The following is a 17,772-nucleotide window of genomic DNA, read 5'->3' as shown; positions in this document are numbered from 1 at the left end:
CCGTTGCCTGTCGGCTGATTAAGCAGCCGTTGTGCGAACGTGAGAAGGGTTTTTGATCTGGTCAGCCAGAATACCACCCTCCTGCAGCATTTTTTCACGCCAGTCGTCCAGCAGCTGAACGGTGTCGTGGTCGTTCGGGTGGAAGCCCGGACGGAAGTAGTCCATGTACTTGAAGAACAACTGTGGGAAGAGACCTTTCCAGCCCCAAAGGAACCAGATGCCTTTCAGGTTATCCTTCAGTTTGAACAGGCTGCGGTCTGCCCACATCAGGCGGATGTGACCCTGGCCAACAATCGTGAAGAAAAAGATGGTTGAAACCAGCATTGCGAATACACGGGTGAAGTAACCGCCACCGATTGTCTCGTATACATCATACGCAACAATCTTGTGTTCGTTTTCTTCCAGCGCGTGCCACATCCACAGCTTCAGAGCTTCTGGATCCTGAATGTTCTCCTGGTGACGCTCGTCACGCAGCAGCTGCTCAGCAAGAATTGCTGTGTAGTGTTCAAGCGCTACCGTGATAGCCAGCTGAAGCTTCTTAGGCAGAATTTTGCGACCAAGCTTGAACAGCATGCCCAGCTCTTTATCCAGCGTGTTAGCTGGCAGACCATTGCGCTCAGCGATGTCGTTGAAAGCAGCGTGCTCTTTCGAGTGCATAGCTTCCTGACCGATGAATCCTGACACCTGGTCTTTCAAAAGCTGGTCTTTGATTTCGTGACGGTAGTTCTTCACGGAATCAACGAAGAAAGTTTCGCCTTCCGGGAACAGTGAAGACAGTGTTGTCCAGAAAGTCGTCAGGAATGAGTTGTCCGCGTACCAGTAGCGCTTGGAATCTTCAGAAAATTCGAAATCCATACGGCGCGGCGGAATACCTGCACGCTCACCTGCAGTCATGCGTACCTTGCCAGTTGGGGCAGTAGCGGTTGCTGTAGTAGTCATACGATACACCTGCGTTGGTTTATGTTTGTTGTAGATGTTGTTTTGTTGAGTCTATTAGACGTGGCAAGACTTTCCAGTTGAAGGTATCTCTATGCCAAATTTTACGCGTGGCCGGGGGTGTCTTAAAGACAGGGTTAAGTAAGTTGTGGCTTAAATCACCGTAGCGAACTGATAAACAGGTGTCTAAAAAGCGTGATGTCGGTGAAAAACTGTCAAAATGTAACGATTTATAGGGGGTTTTTCCTTGCCAGGGGGGTAAATTACGGCCAAACGGGATTTACAGAAAATAGAAGAATATTTGAAAATCTGCCGGAATCAGGGGCATCTTCCTGATTCCGGCGTGTCAATGAGCGGTGCTCAAGCTGACTCAGGCCTTGCGGCTCTTACTGTAGGTCTGCTCTGCTAACAGGCCGCCGTCGTTCAGCATGCGCTGACGCCATTCTTCAAGCAATTCGACCGTGTCGTGGTCACTTGGGTGAAAACCCGGGCGATAGAAATCGAAATACTGGCGGCCAAGGCGAGGGAACAAGCCCTTCCAGCCCCAGAGAAACTTCAGACCGCGCCAGTTGGCTTTCCAGTTGGTGAGCTGACCATCGGCTTTCAGTAATCTTATGTGTCCACTGCCTACCACCACGGCGAAGACCAGAGTCCCGATCAGCATCGTACTGACGCGGGTCAGGTAGCCACCACCGACTTGCTCGTATACGTCGAAGGCCACAGTTTTATGTTCGTTCTCTTCCAGTGCGTGCCACATCCAGAGCTTCAGGGCTTCGCGGTCACGGAACATTTCCTGGTGGAAATCTTCGCGCAGCAGCTGCTCAGCAATGATCGCGGTGTAATGCTCAAGCGCTACGGTCAGAGCGAGCTGCATTTTCTTCGGTACATATTTGCGGATCAGGCGAAACAGAACCCCGAGCTCTTTATCCAGCTTCAGTGCTGGCAGACCGTGCTTTTCAGCCATGTCGTTAAAGGCTTCGTGTTCTTTGCTGTGAAGTGCTTCCTGGCCAATAAAGCCGGAGACTTCGTCTTTCAGCTTCTGGTCCGTGATGTCTTTACGGTAGTTCTTCACGCTGTCCACGAAAAAGGTTTCACCTTCCGGGAACAGGGCTGAAAGCGTCACCCAGAATGTTGTCAGGAAGGCGCTATCACCGTACCAGTATTTCGTTGTTTCATCCGGGAATTCGAAGTCCATGCGGCGGGGCGGAATACCTGCTCGCTCGCCTGCGGTGATACGTGGAGTTCCCTGTGCTTGTGTCATAGTAGCCATACGAAAACCTGCCTCTGTTTTCTATATTTTGTAGGGAGCGCATCTCTGTCATCGCGCTATGTCCTACAATTTAGAAGAAGTTTGCGTGTCCAAGAACGTGGCGACGGGGCAACAATCAGTGAATTATGATCAAAATAAGAAATGGCCGGAGTAATTCCGGCCATACATTGTTGGGTAGTAAAGAATACTTCTGCTTCAGGCAGCTTTGGATTTGCTGTAAGTCTGCTCTGCTAAAAGGCCGCCTTCGTTGAGCATACGCTCGCGCCAGTCCTCTAACAGTTTTACTGTATCGTGATCGTTGGGGTGGAAGCCCGGACGGTAGAAATCCATGTACTTGAAGAAGAGACGTGGGAATAACCCTTTCCAGCCCAGCAATTTCCAGAAGCCTTTGGCGTTGTCCTTGATATCAAACAGGGTGCCGTTTGCCCACAGCATGCGCAGGTGCCCCTGGCCAACGAAGACAATAAAGCCAATGGTTGCGACAATCATGGCGAAGATACGTGTGAAGTAACCGCCACCAATCAGTTCATAAACATCGTAGGCGACAGACTTGTGCTCGTTCTCTTCCAGCGCATGCCACATCCAGAGTTTCAGCGCTTCGCGATCCTGAATATTGTCCTGGTGGTCGGTGTCACGCAGAAGCTGCTCTGCCAGAATCGCGGTGTAGTGTTCCAGAGCTACAGTGGTCGCAAGTTGTAGCTTTTTCGGGAAGACTTTCTTCGCCAGATCCAGAAGGCCCCAGAGTTCTTTGTCGATACGCCCGCTAGGCAGGCCGTGGCGATCCGCCATGTCATTAAACGCCTGGTGCTCTTTGGTATGGAGAGCTTCCTGGCCGATAAAACCGGAAATTTCGTCTTTCAGTTTCTGATCTGTCACCACGTGGCGATAGTTTTTCACTGAGTCGATAAAGAAGGTTTCTCCGGCAGGGAACAGTGCCGACAGTGTGGTCCAGAAGGTGGTCAGGAATGCGTTGTCTGCATACCAGTAGCGCTTGGTATCGTCACCAAACTTGAAGTCCATACGACGTGGAGGGATACCTGCACGCTCGCCAGCCGTCATGCGAGTCGTGGTTGTTGGAGTAACTGCCTCAGTCATATTGAAAATCCTGTGTTGTAGTGAGGTTGTTGTAAGTTGTCTGAGGCTATTGAACAACTGTCTGATGCGCGAAAGTAAGGGGTAAGCCAGCCAAGATTCTCAGGGTGTGGGGGTGTCTGACGTACGTTTCAGGGGTGATCAACTGACATTCGTAGGATTGGGCCAGTGATGCGAAATCAAAATATGACCTGGATCATTAAATCGTTGCGGGCCAGCGAGGTTATTTCTGGCCAGTGCAGATAGGTAAACAAGGGTATAGCAAAGCCTTATGCCGTCTCAGTAAGTGGTTCCTGTTGCAACAGGCTGTCTATCGCATGCTGCAGATCAGCTTTCGACTTCTGGTAATTGATGATGTGGCCCCAGCGCTCGAACTGGCCAACAGAAAAACCTTCGGTGAGGTCATTGTAATAGATGCAGTGACGCCCGGCGGTCGCCAGAACCCAGAACCCGCAGCCTTCATTGCCCCAAGGGTGTTGTTGCCATAATTCAGCGGCAGGGAGCCGGATCGCGTTCCAGAAAGGGCGGACACTCTCTTCCAGCTGGCTTTCGTTGTGACTCATCAGGTTGATGAGCTGAACATAGGTGACGGGTTTCCATGAATCGGACATGCGGGAATCCTCTGTTGCTGGATCAGGTTTCAAGCATGACTACTCTATGAAAACTTTGTGACATACGTGTGACGCTGACACGCGATCCAAGTGATCTGTCTCAATATTCAGGCATAAAAAAACCGGCCATCAGGCCGGTTTTTCGTTGTTCCAGTGTTTATTTGTACACAGGGAACTGTTCGCAAAGGGCGACAACTTTTTCTTTTACTGATGCTTCAACGGCTTCAGATTCACCTTTCTCAAGGCCATCAAGAATGTCGCAGATCCAACCTGCCAGTTGCGTAGCCTGCTCTTCTTTGAAGCCACGGCTGGTGATCGCAGGGCTACCGATACGCAGACCAGAGGTTACGAACGGCGAGCGAGGGTCGTTCGGTACAGAGTTTTTGTTCACAGTGATGTTAGCGCGACCAAGTGCCGCATCAGCATCCTTACCTGTGTACTCTTTACCGATCAGGTCAACCAGGAACAGGTGATCATCAGTGCCGCCAGAAACGACGTTAATGCCACGCTCGATGAACGTGCTGGCCATTGCCTGCGCATTCTTAACTACCTGAGCCTGGTAGTCTTTGTATTCCTGGCTCATTGCTTCTTTGAAGCACACGGCTTTTGCTGCGATTACATGCATCAGTGGGCCGCCCTGAGACTCAGGGAATACTGCGAAGTTGAACTTCTTGTTCAGGTCTTCGTCGTCGTTGGCCAGAATCAGGCCGCCACGCGGGCCACGCAGAGTTTTATGTGTAGTAGTGGTCACTACGTCTGCAATACCGACCGGTGATGGGTATACGCCAGCAGCAACCAGGCCAGCAATGTGAGCCATGTCGACGAACAGGTAAGCGCCAACTTCATCGGCAATTTCGCGGAATTTCTTCCAGTCAACAACGCGAGAGTACGCAGAGAAACCAGCAACGATCATCTTAGGCTTGTGCTCACGAGCCAGACGCTCAACTTCTTCGTAATCGATTTCACCCGTTTCTGGGTTCAGACCGTACTGAACTGCGTTGTAAACGCGACCAGAGAAAGATACCGCGGCACCGTGAGTCAGGTGACCACCGTGCGCCAGGCTCATGCCCAGAATAGTGTCACCAGGCTGGCAAAGTGCGAAGTAAACGGCAGCGTTCGCCTGAGAGCCTGAGTGTGGCTGAACGTTGGCGTAACCGGCACCGAATAGTTCTTTAGCGCGATCGATAGCCAATTGCTCAATCACGTCAACGTGCTCACAGCCACCGTAGTAACGTTTGCCCGGATAACCTTCAGCGTACTTGTTTGTCAGCTGAGAGCCCTGTACTTCCATAACGCGTGGGCTGGTGTAGTTTTCAGAGGCGATCAGCTCAATGTGATGCTCCTGACGGGCATCCTCAGACTGCATCGCTGACCACAGATCTGGGTCGAAATCCGCTATGTTCATATCACGGCTAAACATCAGGGCTTCCTCAAGTAGGATAATCAGAAATTTTTTGAGGTGCACATTCTACCGCAAAGTTGCGCGCCCCGCACTTGAGAAGGTGTCATATCATCATGACTGATGTTCAGCTTTTGCCAAGATCTTCGATTAATGATGCTTCATCGACGGGTTTGCTGAAGTAGAACCCCTGAACCTCCTCGCACTTCGCCATTTGCAGAAAGGTCAGTTGCTCGGCAGTTTCGACACCCTCTGCAATGATGCCCATGCCCAGGTTGTGGCCCATAGCGATGATGGTTCGCGAGATCTGTGCGTCATCGGCGTTTTCCGGCAGGTTCTGGATAAAGCTGCGGTCGATTTTCAGGGTATCTACCGGGAATTGCTTGAGGTAGTTCAGTGATGAGTAACCGGTACCGAAGTCATCAATAGCGGTCTTAACGCCCGCAGCCCGCAGGCCGCGCAGCGTTTCCATCGCGAGTTCGACGTCTTCCATCAGAATACTTTCAGTCAGTTCGAGTTCGAGCTGCTCGGGTCGAATGCCGGTGCGGATGATGATGTCTTTGACGACGTTGAGGAAGTCCTCGGACCGGAACTGACGTGCGGAGACGTTCACAGCGATGCGCTCAAGCCCAAGTTCTTCTTCTGCCTGCCAGCGGACAAAGCAGCGGCAGCTTTCTTCGAGTACCCACTGACCAATCGGCACAATCAGACCGGTGTCTTCGATGATAGGAATGAAGGTCCCGGGAGAGATCATGCCTCGAGTCGGGTGAATCCAGCGTAGCAGGACCTCAACACCGACGGCTTTTTCACTGTCAGTGCGGTATTGCGGCTGAAAATAAAGCTGCATTTCGTTGCGTGCGAGGGCGTGGCGCAGGTCGTTTTCTAGCTCCAGTAGCTGAACCGCTTTGCGGTTCATGGAGGCTGTGAAGAACTGCATGTTGTCACGACCCATGTCTTTAGCGTGGTACATGGCCATGTCGGCGTTCTTCAGGAGTTCAATCACACTGTTGCCGTCGTTCGGGTATATCGAGATCCCGATACTGGCGCTGATAAACACTTCACGCTGATTCAGGTTAAATGACTGATGCAGAGACTCAAGAATACGCTCAGCAACCATGATTGCGGTATCTGAAGCCGCGTTATGGCTTGGCTGATCAGCAATCGCAATGGTGAACTCATCGCCTCCCATACGGCAGACAAGATCACGGTGTTTAACGCAATTACGCAGGCGCCCGGCAACCTGTTTCAGCACTTCGTCACCGGCAGGATGACCCATAGAGTCGTTGATCGGCTTGAAGCGGTCGAGGTCGATGAACAGCAGCACCACCCAGAGACCTTGCTTGCGTGCTCGCTTGAGCATGCCATCCAGTGTTTCATGCATCTGGCTGCGATTGGGCAGAGCGGTCAGTGGATCATAATAGGCAAGCTTGTGAATGCGCTCTTCGCTGGCTTTGCGCTCAGTGATGTCGGACATAATGATGATCAGGCTCTGAACTTCGCGGTTCTGATCCCGAATCGCACTGACCCCGGCCCAGCCGGTGCGTATATCGCCCTGGCGGCGCTGATAGGAAATCTCGCCTTGCCAGTAACCATCGACCATCAGTCGCTCACCGATTTTCTCAATCAGGTCTTCTTCGTATTGTTCCGATGAAATCAGGAAGTCGGGAGTCTTACCTGTGACATCCTCGGCCGAATACCCGGTGATATGCTGGAAGGCGCGGTTGGTATTAGCGATCTTAAGTTTCTGATCTGTGATCAGAATGGCTTCGTTACTGTTTTCGAATACTTCGGCCGCGAGTTGCAGCTCCTGCTCAATGCTGCGGGACTCGGTGACATCCCGGCAGATACCCAGAAGCCCCTGAAGTTCGTCTTTGTCGTTCCACAGCAGGCTGGCTTGCAGTTCCAGAAGTACACGACTGCCATTGCTGGCCGAAGCATAGAAATCTTCCCGTATGACGGTGCTGCGGCGCTTAGCTGTTTCTGGACTGTTGATGGCGATCTGTATCTGGTGTTGTAGAGCTTTGCCCAGCCGCTTGAGATCGGGTCGTGAGAAAATTCGTGTAACTCCACCATTCACCAGATCTTCGGGTTGATAACCCAACAGGCGTTGCACTGAGGTGCTTACGAAGTTGAAATTGAGCTGGGCGTCAGTGGCCCAGACAATGTCATTCATGTTCTCCGCCAGCAGGCGATAGCGGCGTTCACTCTCGACGATCTGTTCCTGCTTCTCAATGTCTGCGGTAACGTCTCTGCCGGTGCCGATATAGCGCTCTACTTTTCCGTCGCTGTCGTAGGTGAACGGTGTATCACGGAATTTGAGCACCCTGATTTCGCCGTCGGCATTAAGGAAGCGGGCGGTGGTTTCAATGGTCTGGCCATTGATGGAATTCCTGATATTCCTCAGGCCGTCTCTGCAACGTGCGAGGTCGTCTTCAATCACATAATCCATCCAGCTGCGCTCGATGTACTCACGACTGTCAGGAAAACCTAAGAGCTGGGCGACGTGACGGTTGGAGAAAATCGTTTTTTGCTCAAGCCGGTCATTGACGTCAAGAACGTAGACTACATCAGGCATCGCTTCCATGACGTGCATCCAGAAAGCTTCACGCTCCCGGATCTTCTCAGTTGCCTGCTTGCGTTCTGTGATGTCCAGCATGGTCAGTAATACCTGATGGCTGGAACTGGTGCGGAAGCTGATGCTCGCCCAGATATCGATAGAGCGGCCGCTGCGGTCACGCAAGGTGAGTTCGCATTCGTTTTGTTGCAGTCGGAGAGATTTACTGCTGGTCAGTGCCTTGAGGAGTGGTGTCAGGGATTCAGGATGGCGCTGATAGTGAGCACCCATCGCTTCCAAGGTATCAAAGTCGCCGAGTTGCAGTGTAGCTTCGTTCACGCTGACCACTTTCAGGGTATCGGCAGTGCCGTCGAACTCACTCAGATCAAGCAGGCCGTGCGCGATACCTGCCTCTTCGAACAGAGCTTTGTATCGGGTTCTGCTGTGTTCGAGGGCGGCTTTGGCCTGCTCTGACTCAGTAATATCCCGGAGTAACCATACGTAGCCGCTGACTTGTTTGTTGTCGTAGAGAAGCTGCATTTTCTGCTCAAGAATATGCTTTCCGTCGGCATGCTGGACATGCATAACGCGCTGATCAGGTTTCAGGCTCTCTATGGCTTCTGGTGCAAGCCCTCTGTTCCAGAGTGCATCGGGTGCAGTCCAGATATCCTCAAGAGACATGCCGAGTACCGGGTCTGGTTCTGTACGACCAAGCAATGACAATGCTTTGGGGTTCAGGTAATCGATGTGCCCTTCATGATCCGTAGATATAAAGGCTTCATCAATGGAACGAAGCACTCTGTCGGCACGGCGTTCGGTGTCTTCTGTGGCTTTCTGAAGAGCGACAACAGCCTCGCCCTGTTGGCTGAGATAGCGACGCAGAACTATCAGTAGAATGGCGAAAACGATAAGGAAAGTGGCCGGAATCCGGATACTTTCAATGAACTGCTGCTTCCAGTAGCCCTGAATAGGCAAGGCGAGAATATCCCACGGAGACATTGGAATGCTGTCGCGGTAGAGGATATTTCCGGTTTCACTCTCTGTCAGCAGAGTCGGGTGCTGAGTGTCTGAGTAAAACTGCTCCCGGATTGACACGGTATTGTCGCGTCGATCATAGAGAACCATTTCAAAGCCATTAAACCCTCCACGGAAAATAATTTCTGAGAGGTGACTGTAGGCGCGACGGGACACCATAATCATGGGGCCGTCACTGGTATTAAAACGTGTGCCGACGTAGTAACCGCCGAGGTGGCTGTAGCGCAGTGAGAAAATCGCTTTATCTAACCCCTGTGAGCGCAGTTCATTTTCGATGTCGCTGGGTTCGTTAGGACTTAGCAGGCTGCCGTAGTGATTGAGAACCTTGCCATTCTGATCGGTTACGAAGAAGCCTGTTGCGTTAAAAATCGCGGCGCTGACATGCCCCCATAAATCATCTGTGTCGGCTGCTTCCGGGCGTTTCGCATAAACCTCAAGCTGATCACCGTAGCTGCGGGTGAATATCTGGTTAGCGTGCAGGCCGGCTTTGATGATCAGCTCTGACTGGCGTTTGTAATGATCGAGAGTCCGTTCAACGTCAATATCGTACGCGTGTCGTGCGTTCTGCCACTGCTGCCAGCTCTGGAAACTGAGAACCACGGTCAGGAATATAAAGCTCAGCACAAACAGGGGAGTATTCGCCCGGTTACTGGCAGCGGAATGAATTTTAGCCTCTGGGGCTCCATGATGCGGGAGCATGTAAAGCGGTGTCCGTAACGACTGATTATGGCTATTAACCTTAGTCATTGTCCGTCACCTTCACAAGCAAAGGCCCTTCATAATGGGCTTTATTTGCCTTTCTATGGGCTTTTCAGTAGCGTTGCGGCGAAATACATTGCGGAGGCGATGCCCATGGCACAGTACGTATTCACTATGAACCGTTTGGGGAAGATTGTTCCACCAAAACGACAGATCCTGCGTGACATCTCTTTATCTTTCTTTCCGGGCGCTAAAATTGGTGTCCTGGGCCTGAATGGCGCGGGTAAATCAACCCTGCTCAAGATCATGGCCGGCCTGGATACCGACATTATCGGTGAGGCGCGCCCGCAGCCTGACCTGAATATTGGCTACCTTCCTCAGGAGCCGGAACTGGACCCTGCGAAAGACGTGCGTGGTAACGTTGAAGACGGTCTCAGTGAGCTGATGAATGCCAAGGCCGAACTGGAGCAGGTCTACGCAGCGTATGCTGAGCCAGATGCTGATTTTGATGAGCTGGCCAAAAAGCAGGGCAAGCTCGAAGCCATCATTGAAGCGTCGGACGGCCACGATGTTGACCGTCAGATGGAAATTGCCGCCGATGCTCTTCGTCTGCCGCCTTGGGACGCCGACGTCACCAAGCTGTCCGGTGGTGAGCGTCGCCGCGTAGCTCTGTGCCGCCTGTTGATGTCCAAACCAGACATGCTCTTGCTCGACGAGCCAACCAACCACCTCGATGCTGAATCTGTCGGCTGGCTGGAGAAATTCCTCGAAGAATACCCTGGCACTGTTGTAGCCATTACCCACGACCGTTACTTCCTGGATAACTGTGCGGAATGGATTCTGGAGCTCGACCGTGGCCACGGTATTCCGTATCAGGGTAACTACACCACCTGGCTTGAGGCGAAAGAAAAGCGCTTAGAGCAGGAGAAGAAAGAAGAAGAGGCACACACTAAGGCGATCAAGCACGAACTGGAGTGGGTGCGTAAAGGCGCAAAGGGTCGTCAGGCGAAGAGCAAAGCCCGCCTTGCACGCTTCGAAGAAATGAACTCACGCGAGTTTCAGAGCCGTAACGAAACCAACGAGATCTATATTCCACCGGGTCCGCGTCTCGGCGATAAGGTCATTGAGTTCCATAACGTGACCAAGTCTTTTGGTGATCGTGTACTGATCGACAATCTCGATTTTACTGTGCCACCGGGTGCGATTGTCGGCATCGTCGGCGGCAACGGTGCGGGTAAGTCGACTTTGTTCCGGATGATCGCTGGCACTGAGCAACCGGACTCTGGTGAAGTGGTTATTGGTGATACCGTGAAGCTGGCGTTTGTTGAGCAGCTGCGTGATGAGCTGGATGACAGTAAGACCGTGTGGGAATCTATTTCTGACGGCCTCGACATGCTGGATATCAATGGCAAAGAGTACCCGAGCCGTGCCTACATTGGTCGCTTTAACTTCAAGGGCGGTGATCAGCAGAAACGGGTTGGAGAACTGTCAGGCGGTGAACGTGGTCGTCTGCAGCTCGCCTACACCCTGAAGCAGGGTGCTAATGTGCTGTTACTCGATGAACCGTCAAACGACCTTGATGTCGAAACCTTGCGTGCACTGGAAGAGGCTATTGATGCCTTCCCGGGTACTGTAATGGTGGTGTCGCACGACCGTTGGTTCCTGGACCGTATTGCAACGCACATCCTCGCGTACGAGGGCGACTCTAAGGTGACCTTCTTCGACGGTAATTACACCGAATATGAAGAAGACCGGAAGAAGCGCCTGGGCAGTGATGCTCAGCCTAAGCGTATGAAATATAAACGTTTAGCCTGATAGTTCGGTCAGGTCGCTGAAAAGTGACCTGACTGGAACAAATCGCATTCGCGAGCTTGCGGTTTCGCCATAACAGGCTAAACCTGTTGTATCCCAAACAGGAAACAACCATGGAACAACGACAAGCAAAGCGCGTTCACCTGTTTCAACGGGTTCAGGTTGACGACGGTAATCAGAAGCTTGAAACCTTCTGCTTAGATATCAGCATGCGAGGCATTCTTCTGGTCATTCCGGAGAACGTCACCTGGCAGTTGGAGCAATCTTTGAAGATCAGCTTGACGCTCGACACAGGCGGTATCATCGATATGGATTGCTCGCTCGTGCACATCGATGACGATGTTGTTGGCTGTGCCTGTGATTTTATGGATTTCGAGAGTCAGGAGACCTTGCGGGGGGTTCTTGAAAGTAGCCTTGAGGTTCCTTCACAAGTGAACCGCGAACTGGCAGAACTGATCTCGTTCCCCGGCGGTAAAGCCTGACAACCAGACCTGATTCGCGATAAACCCCGGCATGTTATAGTCGGGGTTTTACGTTGTAGCAGGTCGATTATGTTCACCCCTTCTCTTGATGGTGCGCCGTTTTCATCGCCGGTCGGCAAGATCGTGTGCGTTGGTCGTAACTATGCGGCCCATGCCGCAGAACTGAATAATCCCGTTCCTGATACTCCTGTCTTATTTATTAAACCTGCTGATGCGGCCTGTGACCTACAGGCGCCACTAAACATTCCTCTGTCTCAGGGAGACGTCCACCACGAACTCGAAGTGGCTGTGCTGATTGGAAAACGTCTTCAGAAAGCCAGCGAAGCTGAAGTGTCCGGCGCTCTGGCCGGTGTCGGTCTCGGCCTGGATCTGACGTTGCGGGATGTTCAATCCGTTTTAAAAGAGAAAGGCCTGCCATGGGAGCGTGCAAAAGCGTTCGACGGCTCGTGCCCGCTGAGCCAATTTGTGTCTGCGGCGCGGGTATCTGACTGGCAGAACCTGACATTCTCTTTGGACCGCAATGGCACTCAGCAACAGGCTGGCAACAGCGCCGATATGCTGAACCCTGTACTGTCTCTGATCGCTCACATGTCTCATTCTTTTACTCTTAATCCGGGCGACGTCGTTATGACGGGCACACCTCCCGGTGTCGGGCCTCTTAACGTCGGGGATTCTCTCGAACTGGCGTTAGAGGATTGGGTTGCGGTAAAGACTGAGGTTGTGAGTCCGCAGTCTCAGGAGGTGCGCTTATGAACCCATGTGACAAGCCGGGCTTAACACCGGTTAATGAAGCGATTGAATACCTGTTATCGCAGGTGACCCCGGTGACTGAAGGCGAGCTGTGTTCGTTGGAGCTCGCATGCGGACGCGCTCTGGCCGAGGATGTTATCAGCCCTGTGAATGTGCCCCCTGCGGATAATTCAGCGATGGATGGGTACGCGGTCAATCCGGGTAAGCTTGAGAGCGGACGCACACCGATCGGCCTTTTCCGCCAGCGTGGTATTGTCCTGGCGGGTGAAGTCTTTGAAGGGGTACTCAGTGCCGGGGAATGTGTCCGGATTATGACAGGAGCCGTCGTTCCTGACGGCGCGAAGCTGGTGGTGATGCAGGAAAATACCGAGGTCATGGATGCCGGTGTACGGGTCGATAACCCGGAGTCTCTTCGCGATGGCGATAACATTCGTCGTGCCGGAGAAGATATTCGCCATGGCGATGTCGTCCTGAACGCTGGGAGACGCCTGACGCCTGCTGATTGTGGATTACTGGCAAGTATCGGTGTTGCAAAAGTGTCTGTTGTCCGGCCATTACGAGTCAGTTTACTAACGACCGGCGACGAGTTGATCGCCCCCGGAAATGACTTGCCTGCAGGTAAGATTTACGAGAGCAATTCCTATGTATTGCGTCCGATTCTTACGCGACTGGGGGCTGAAGTAACCCTGGTTACCGCGGTGAGCGATACGCTTGGGGCCATTCAGGAAGCGCTGGAGACAGCCGCAGCGGAAGCCGACATTATCATTACCAGTGGCGGTGTTTCCGTCGGTGAAGCGGACTTTACCCGTACGGCGGTCGAAGCGCTCGGGCAGCTTGATTTGTGGAAGCTGGCGATGAAGCCGGGCAAGCCGCTGGCGTTCGGACGTATCGGTAAAACACTTTTTCTTGGCTTACCGGGTAATCCGGTATCTGCCCTGGTGACATTGCATCAGGTTGGACTGCCTGTGCTACGGAGTCTATCTGGTGAAAAGGTTACTCCACCGATTCGTATTCCTGCCATCGCCAGCGAGCGCTTGAAAAAGCGTCCAGGCCGTGCGGATTACCAGAGAGGTATTGCTGAACTGCATGAGGCTGGTCAGTGGCAGGTACGCAGTACAGGGCAGCAGGGCTCGGGCATCCTTAGTTCGGTGAGTAAAGCCAACTGCTTTATTGTACTTGAGCAGGAGCGAGGTCATGTTGAGCCGGGCGAAACGGTCATGGTCGAAATGTTTGATCAGTGGCTTAGTTGATTTAGTCCTTGGTTCTGGTGTGTTTAGTATTTCTTCGTGTGCATCACCAACGTACGCGGCTTTTTCCTGTCACTCGCACGCTCGTAACGGCACGCAAAACAAATCGCCCCGAGCATTTATCGTAAAGGCAACAGGAAGCGTCGGGGCTCGGTTTTGCTCTTCGGCCGTTCCAATCGAGCAGTGCCAGGCGCCTCGTAAATGTTGGCTCATGCACAAGAAAAAATACCTTTCGGCATCAGTAGAACTTATATCCTACGAACTTGCGGAAAATACATGTTTTCGATTCGGTGGTTCGGTTGTGTTCCTTATGAAATTTCTGAGAAGGCATTAATGCGACGCCGTGGTGCAAAATTAATCGGAGGCCTTCAGAGCAAAACCGAGCCCCAGAATCTGCCTTTAACGCTTATAGAACATTCTGGGGCGATTTGTTTTGCGTGCCTCAGAATAATTGCCGCAACGCGGATAAAGTCGCATTCGCCGCCGAAGAAATTGGATAAGGAATATGTCATCCATAAAAAAGCCCCGGTAGTTATTTACCGGGGCTTTTTTTAAAAGCAGTTGGATCGCTCAATCAGCGCTCCAGATACTGGATCTTGTCAGGCACACCGTCCCATTCTTCTGCGTCTGGCAGCGGATCTTTCTGCTCAGTAATGTTGTTGTCTGCCCACTCTTCAGACAACTCAGCGTTGAGCTCAATGTACTGCTCCTGACCTGCTGGCACTTCATCTTCAGAGAAAATGGCCTCTGCCGGACACTCGGGTTCACACAGTGCGCAGTCAATGCACTCATCCGGGTGGATTACGAGGAAGTTCGGGCCTTCGTAGAAGCAGTCTACCGGGCAGACTTCAACACAGTCTGTGTACTTACACTTAACGCAGTTATCGGTTACGACGAAGGTCATATGATCTTCTCCTGAATCATTATTCGGGGCTCTCTGGCCCTGCTAAATATCGGGCTCTTCGGCCCTACTTATCACGGTTGCGGGTATTCTAGGTAGTCGGCGATGGTCAGGCAAGGAATGAACGGGTTTCTGCTGGTGGAATTTCGGAAGATACCGTTCGGAAAAACCGAACGGTTATCTATCTTCATCCTTTATATCAGGTCCTTAAGAGAATAGACCAACTCCAGTGCCTGGCGCGGGGTCAGGTCATCCGGGTTGACCTTGGCGAGTGCTTCTTCGGCTGGCCCCGGTCCACTGGCGAACAGGTCTGATTGCATAGGTGCTGGTTCAGCGCTACGCCCGGTTTTTAACGTCGCGACAGGCGTTACCGGACTCGTTTGTTGTTCGAGTTGCGACAATTGCTGGCGGGCGTTGGCGATAACCGCAGGAGGAACCCCCGCCAGCTGTGCAACCTGCAAGCCATAGCTCTGGTTAGCTGGGCCCTCTTCGACACTGTGCAGAAAAATGATGCGCTCATCATGTTCGGTGGCTTTCAGGTGAACATTAATCGTATTGCTGTACTGCTCTGGCAGAGCGGTCATTTCGAAGTAATGCGTCGCGAACAGCGTAAAGGCTTCCGTATTTTCGGCCAGATGTGCGGCTGCCGCCCAGGCCAGCGACAGACCATCAAAGGTTGAGGTGCCTCGCCCGACTTCATCCATTAACACCAGACTGTCCCGCGTCGCGTTATGCAGGATATTGGCGGTTTCAGTCATTTCCACCATAAAGGTAGAGCGACCACCGGCGACGTCGTCAGCTGAGCCCATACGGGTGAATATGCGGTCTATGGGGCCGAGTTTACAGAACTCAGCCGGTACGTAAGAACCGATGTGTGCCAGTAGAGTGATCAGTGCCACCTGACGCATATAGGTCGATTTACCACCCATATTCGGACCGGTAATGATCTGCATGCGGCGTTCGCCATCGAGGCTTGTATCGTTGGCGACAAACGGGTCGGTGATCAGCGATTCGACCACAGGATGACGGCCCTGACGGATGTCGACGACACTCTCATCAACCAGTTCAGGCGCATTGAAGCGCAGCGTTTCTGCACGCTCAGCAAGGCAAGTGAGTACATCCAGTTCTGACAAGGCCGCCGCGGCGACCTGCAGTGGGATCAGATCTTCGGCGAGGTCTGTCAGCAGGGCATCGTAGAGCATTTTTTCCCGACTCAATGCACGCGCCTTTGCGCTGAGTGCTTTGTCTTCGAACTCTTTCAGCTCTGGGGTAATAAAGCGCTCGGCATTTTTGAGCGTCTGGCGGCGGATATACTCAGTCGGTGCTGATTCAGACTGCGCCTTACTGATCTCAATGTAGTAACCGTGTACGCGATTGTAGCCAACCTTGAGGGTACTGATACCTGTCCGCTCACGTTCACGCTCTTCCAGTTTTACCAGGTAGTCGCCTGCGTTTTCACTGAGGGAACGCAACTCATCGAGTTCGGCGTCGTAGCCTTCGGCGATCACGCCCCCGTCACGAATGACGACCGGAGGATTGTCGATAATCGCCGCTTGTAAGCGGCTGACCCATTGTGGAAATTCGGGCGCCCGCTCACAGATATCTGCCCCCAGAGGAGCTTCCAGCTCGGACAGGCGCTGGCGGATGTTGGGAATAACCGCAAGGGCATCACGCAGCCGCGCAAGGTCACGGGGGCGGGCGGAGCCCAGAGCCACACGAGAGAGAATACGTTCAATATCACCGACCTGCTTCATATGCTGATGCAGATCTTCATGCGCGTATTGTTGCAGGCATTGTGCGATCAGGTTCTGGCGCAGCCCCAGAATAGAATGGTCGCGCAGCGGGCGGTTCAGCCAGCGGCGTAACAGACGGCTGCCCATGGCTGTCGCGGTTTTGTCGAGCACCCAAGCGAGCGTATAGATACCGTCGCCTTTCTGGTTGATGTCGATTTCCAGATTACGGCGGCTGGCAGGATCAATGATGATGGCGTCGTCAGGTTGCTCTACCGTTAAGGAGCGAATGTGGGGCAGGCTGTTGCGTTGTGTTTCCTGCGCATAGTTGAGCAGGGCGCCTGCGGCACGGATCGCTGTTTTCATCCCTTCGCAGCCAAAGCCGCGCAGATCGCGGGTTTTTAACTGAGTTGTCAGCAGGCGCAGTGCCGTATCGGACTCGTAATGCCATGGTGCTTGTTGGGTGGCACCGGCACGGTTGGCAATCGCATCCGGAAAAATCTGATCTTCTGGCAACAGTAATTCTGCGGGTCTAAGGCGCTCAACTTCTGCCAGCAGAGCATCTTCCCCATCCACCTCAAAGACACTGAAACGGCCGGATGAAATCTCAAGAACGGCGATCCCGTGGCGTTGCTGGTGAGAGCACACAGATACAAGCAGGTTGTCCTGGTGCTCATCGAGCAGGGCTTCGTCGGTTAGTGTGCCGGGCGTTAGTATGCGCACGACTTTTCGTTCTACAGGGCCCTTGCTGGTGGCCGGGTCGCCTACCTGTTCGGCGATAGCAACTGAGACCCCGTTTTTAACCAATTTGGCGATGTAGTTTTCTGCTGCGTGAAATGGCACACCGGCCATTGGAATGGGCTGCCCACCGCTTTGCCCGCGAGCGGTCAGCGTAATATCGAGGATCTGTGCGGCACGCTTGGCGTCATCGTAGAATAGCTCGTAGAAATCGCCCATACGGTAAAACAGCAAGGTGTCCGGAAATTCAGACTTAATCTTGAAGTACTGCTGCATCATCGGAGTATGTGAAGACGCCTTGCTCATTCCTGTTGTTCCTTGGGCTTGAGGATGAAGGCGGATTGTACGGGAAAGCCTTTTGATTCTGAAATACGTTGGTTGCACACTGCGTCCGATTGACTGTAAATCAGCGGTAAATGCATGTAATGGGAATGTAACTAAATACGTTTTCAGGTATAAAGATGCACTTCAGAAATCTGTACCTCTCAGAGACTTATTGTCCGCGCGGTTTGCTTC

Annotated in this window: 12 protein-coding genes; 4 read left to right on the top strand and 8 right to left on the bottom strand. The window is 52.7% G+C overall.

Annotated elements, in window-relative coordinates; translation table 11 throughout:
• Positions 1-18: 18 nt before the first annotated feature.
• The 6 genes from AC5E51_RS11010 to AC5E51_RS10985 form a co-directional block, all read right to left on the bottom strand.
• Positions 19-939 carry a metal-dependent hydrolase gene (locus AC5E51_RS11010; protein ID WP_301387761.1) on the bottom strand — a complete coding sequence of 307 codons (921 nt, stop codon included), beginning with the start codon at positions 937-939 and terminating at the stop codon, positions 19-21.
• 367 nt (positions 940-1,306) lie between these two features.
• Complete coding sequence (locus AC5E51_RS11005; RefSeq protein WP_297530975.1) at positions 1,307-2,206, bottom strand: metal-dependent hydrolase; 900 nt, start codon at positions 2,204-2,206, stop codon at positions 1,307-1,309.
• Between the two features lie 195 nt (positions 2,207-2,401).
• Positions 2,402-3,301 carry a metal-dependent hydrolase gene (locus AC5E51_RS11000; protein WP_068443994.1) on the bottom strand — a complete coding sequence of 300 codons (900 nt, stop codon included), beginning with the start codon at positions 3,299-3,301 and terminating at the stop codon, positions 2,402-2,404.
• 266 nt (positions 3,302-3,567) lie between these two features.
• Positions 3,568-3,909, bottom strand: coding sequence for a hypothetical protein (locus AC5E51_RS10995; protein ID WP_488073418.1), 342 nt, complete (start codon positions 3,907-3,909; stop codon positions 3,568-3,570).
• A 157-nt stretch (positions 3,910-4,066) separates the two neighbouring features.
• Positions 4,067-5,329, bottom strand: coding sequence for a serine hydroxymethyltransferase (gene glyA, locus AC5E51_RS10990; protein WP_491778595.1), 1,263 nt, complete (start codon positions 5,327-5,329; stop codon positions 4,067-4,069).
• 106 nt (positions 5,330-5,435) lie between these two features.
• Complete coding sequence (locus tag AC5E51_RS10985; protein WP_491778594.1) at positions 5,436-9,644, bottom strand: sensor domain-containing protein; 4,209 nt, start codon at positions 9,642-9,644, stop codon at positions 5,436-5,438.
• Positions 9,645-9,749: 105 nt separating this feature from the next.
• Between AC5E51_RS10985 and ettA the strand changes: the two genes are divergently transcribed.
• The 4 genes from ettA (at position 9,750) to moeA (ending at position 13,890) form a co-directional block, all read left to right on the top strand.
• On the top strand, positions 9,750-11,411 hold the full coding sequence (gene ettA, locus AC5E51_RS10980; RefSeq protein ID WP_491778593.1) for an energy-dependent translational throttle protein EttA: 1,662 nt from the start codon (positions 9,750-9,752) through the stop codon (positions 11,409-11,411).
• A gap of 110 nt (positions 11,412-11,521) precedes the next feature.
• Complete coding sequence (locus AC5E51_RS10975) at positions 11,522-11,890, top strand: PilZ domain-containing protein (protein WP_068435133.1); 369 nt, start codon at positions 11,522-11,524, stop codon at positions 11,888-11,890.
• A gap of 69 nt (positions 11,891-11,959) precedes the next feature.
• The gene (locus tag AC5E51_RS10970; RefSeq protein WP_068442550.1) at positions 11,960-12,643 is read left to right on the top strand and encodes a fumarylacetoacetate hydrolase family protein; all 684 of its coding nucleotides are present in this window, start codon (positions 11,960-11,962) and stop codon (positions 12,641-12,643) included.
• Positions 12,640-13,890 (top strand): molybdopterin molybdotransferase MoeA, encoded by a 1,251-nt coding sequence (gene moeA, locus AC5E51_RS10965; protein WP_491778592.1) that lies wholly within the window; start codon positions 12,640-12,642, stop codon positions 13,888-13,890. The genes AC5E51_RS10970 and moeA overlap by 4 nt, the downstream gene beginning before the upstream one ends.
• Positions 13,891-14,461: 571 nt before the next feature.
• On the opposite strand, the gene fdxA is transcribed toward moeA, so the two are convergent.
• The gene (gene fdxA / locus AC5E51_RS10960) at positions 14,462-14,791 is read right to left on the bottom strand and encodes a ferredoxin FdxA (protein ID WP_068442541.1); all 330 of its coding nucleotides are present in this window, start codon (positions 14,789-14,791) and stop codon (positions 14,462-14,464) included.
• Between the two features lie 191 nt (positions 14,792-14,982).
• Positions 14,983-17,562: a DNA mismatch repair protein MutS gene (gene mutS, locus AC5E51_RS10955; protein ID WP_491778591.1), complete on the bottom strand. Its 2,580-nt coding sequence runs from the start codon at positions 17,560-17,562 to the stop codon at positions 14,983-14,985.
• Between the last annotated feature and the right edge of the window lie 210 nt (positions 17,563-17,772).

This window comes from Thalassolituus sp. (genome assembly GCF_984348125.1).
This window is presented reverse-complemented; position numbering and strand designations above follow the sequence as displayed.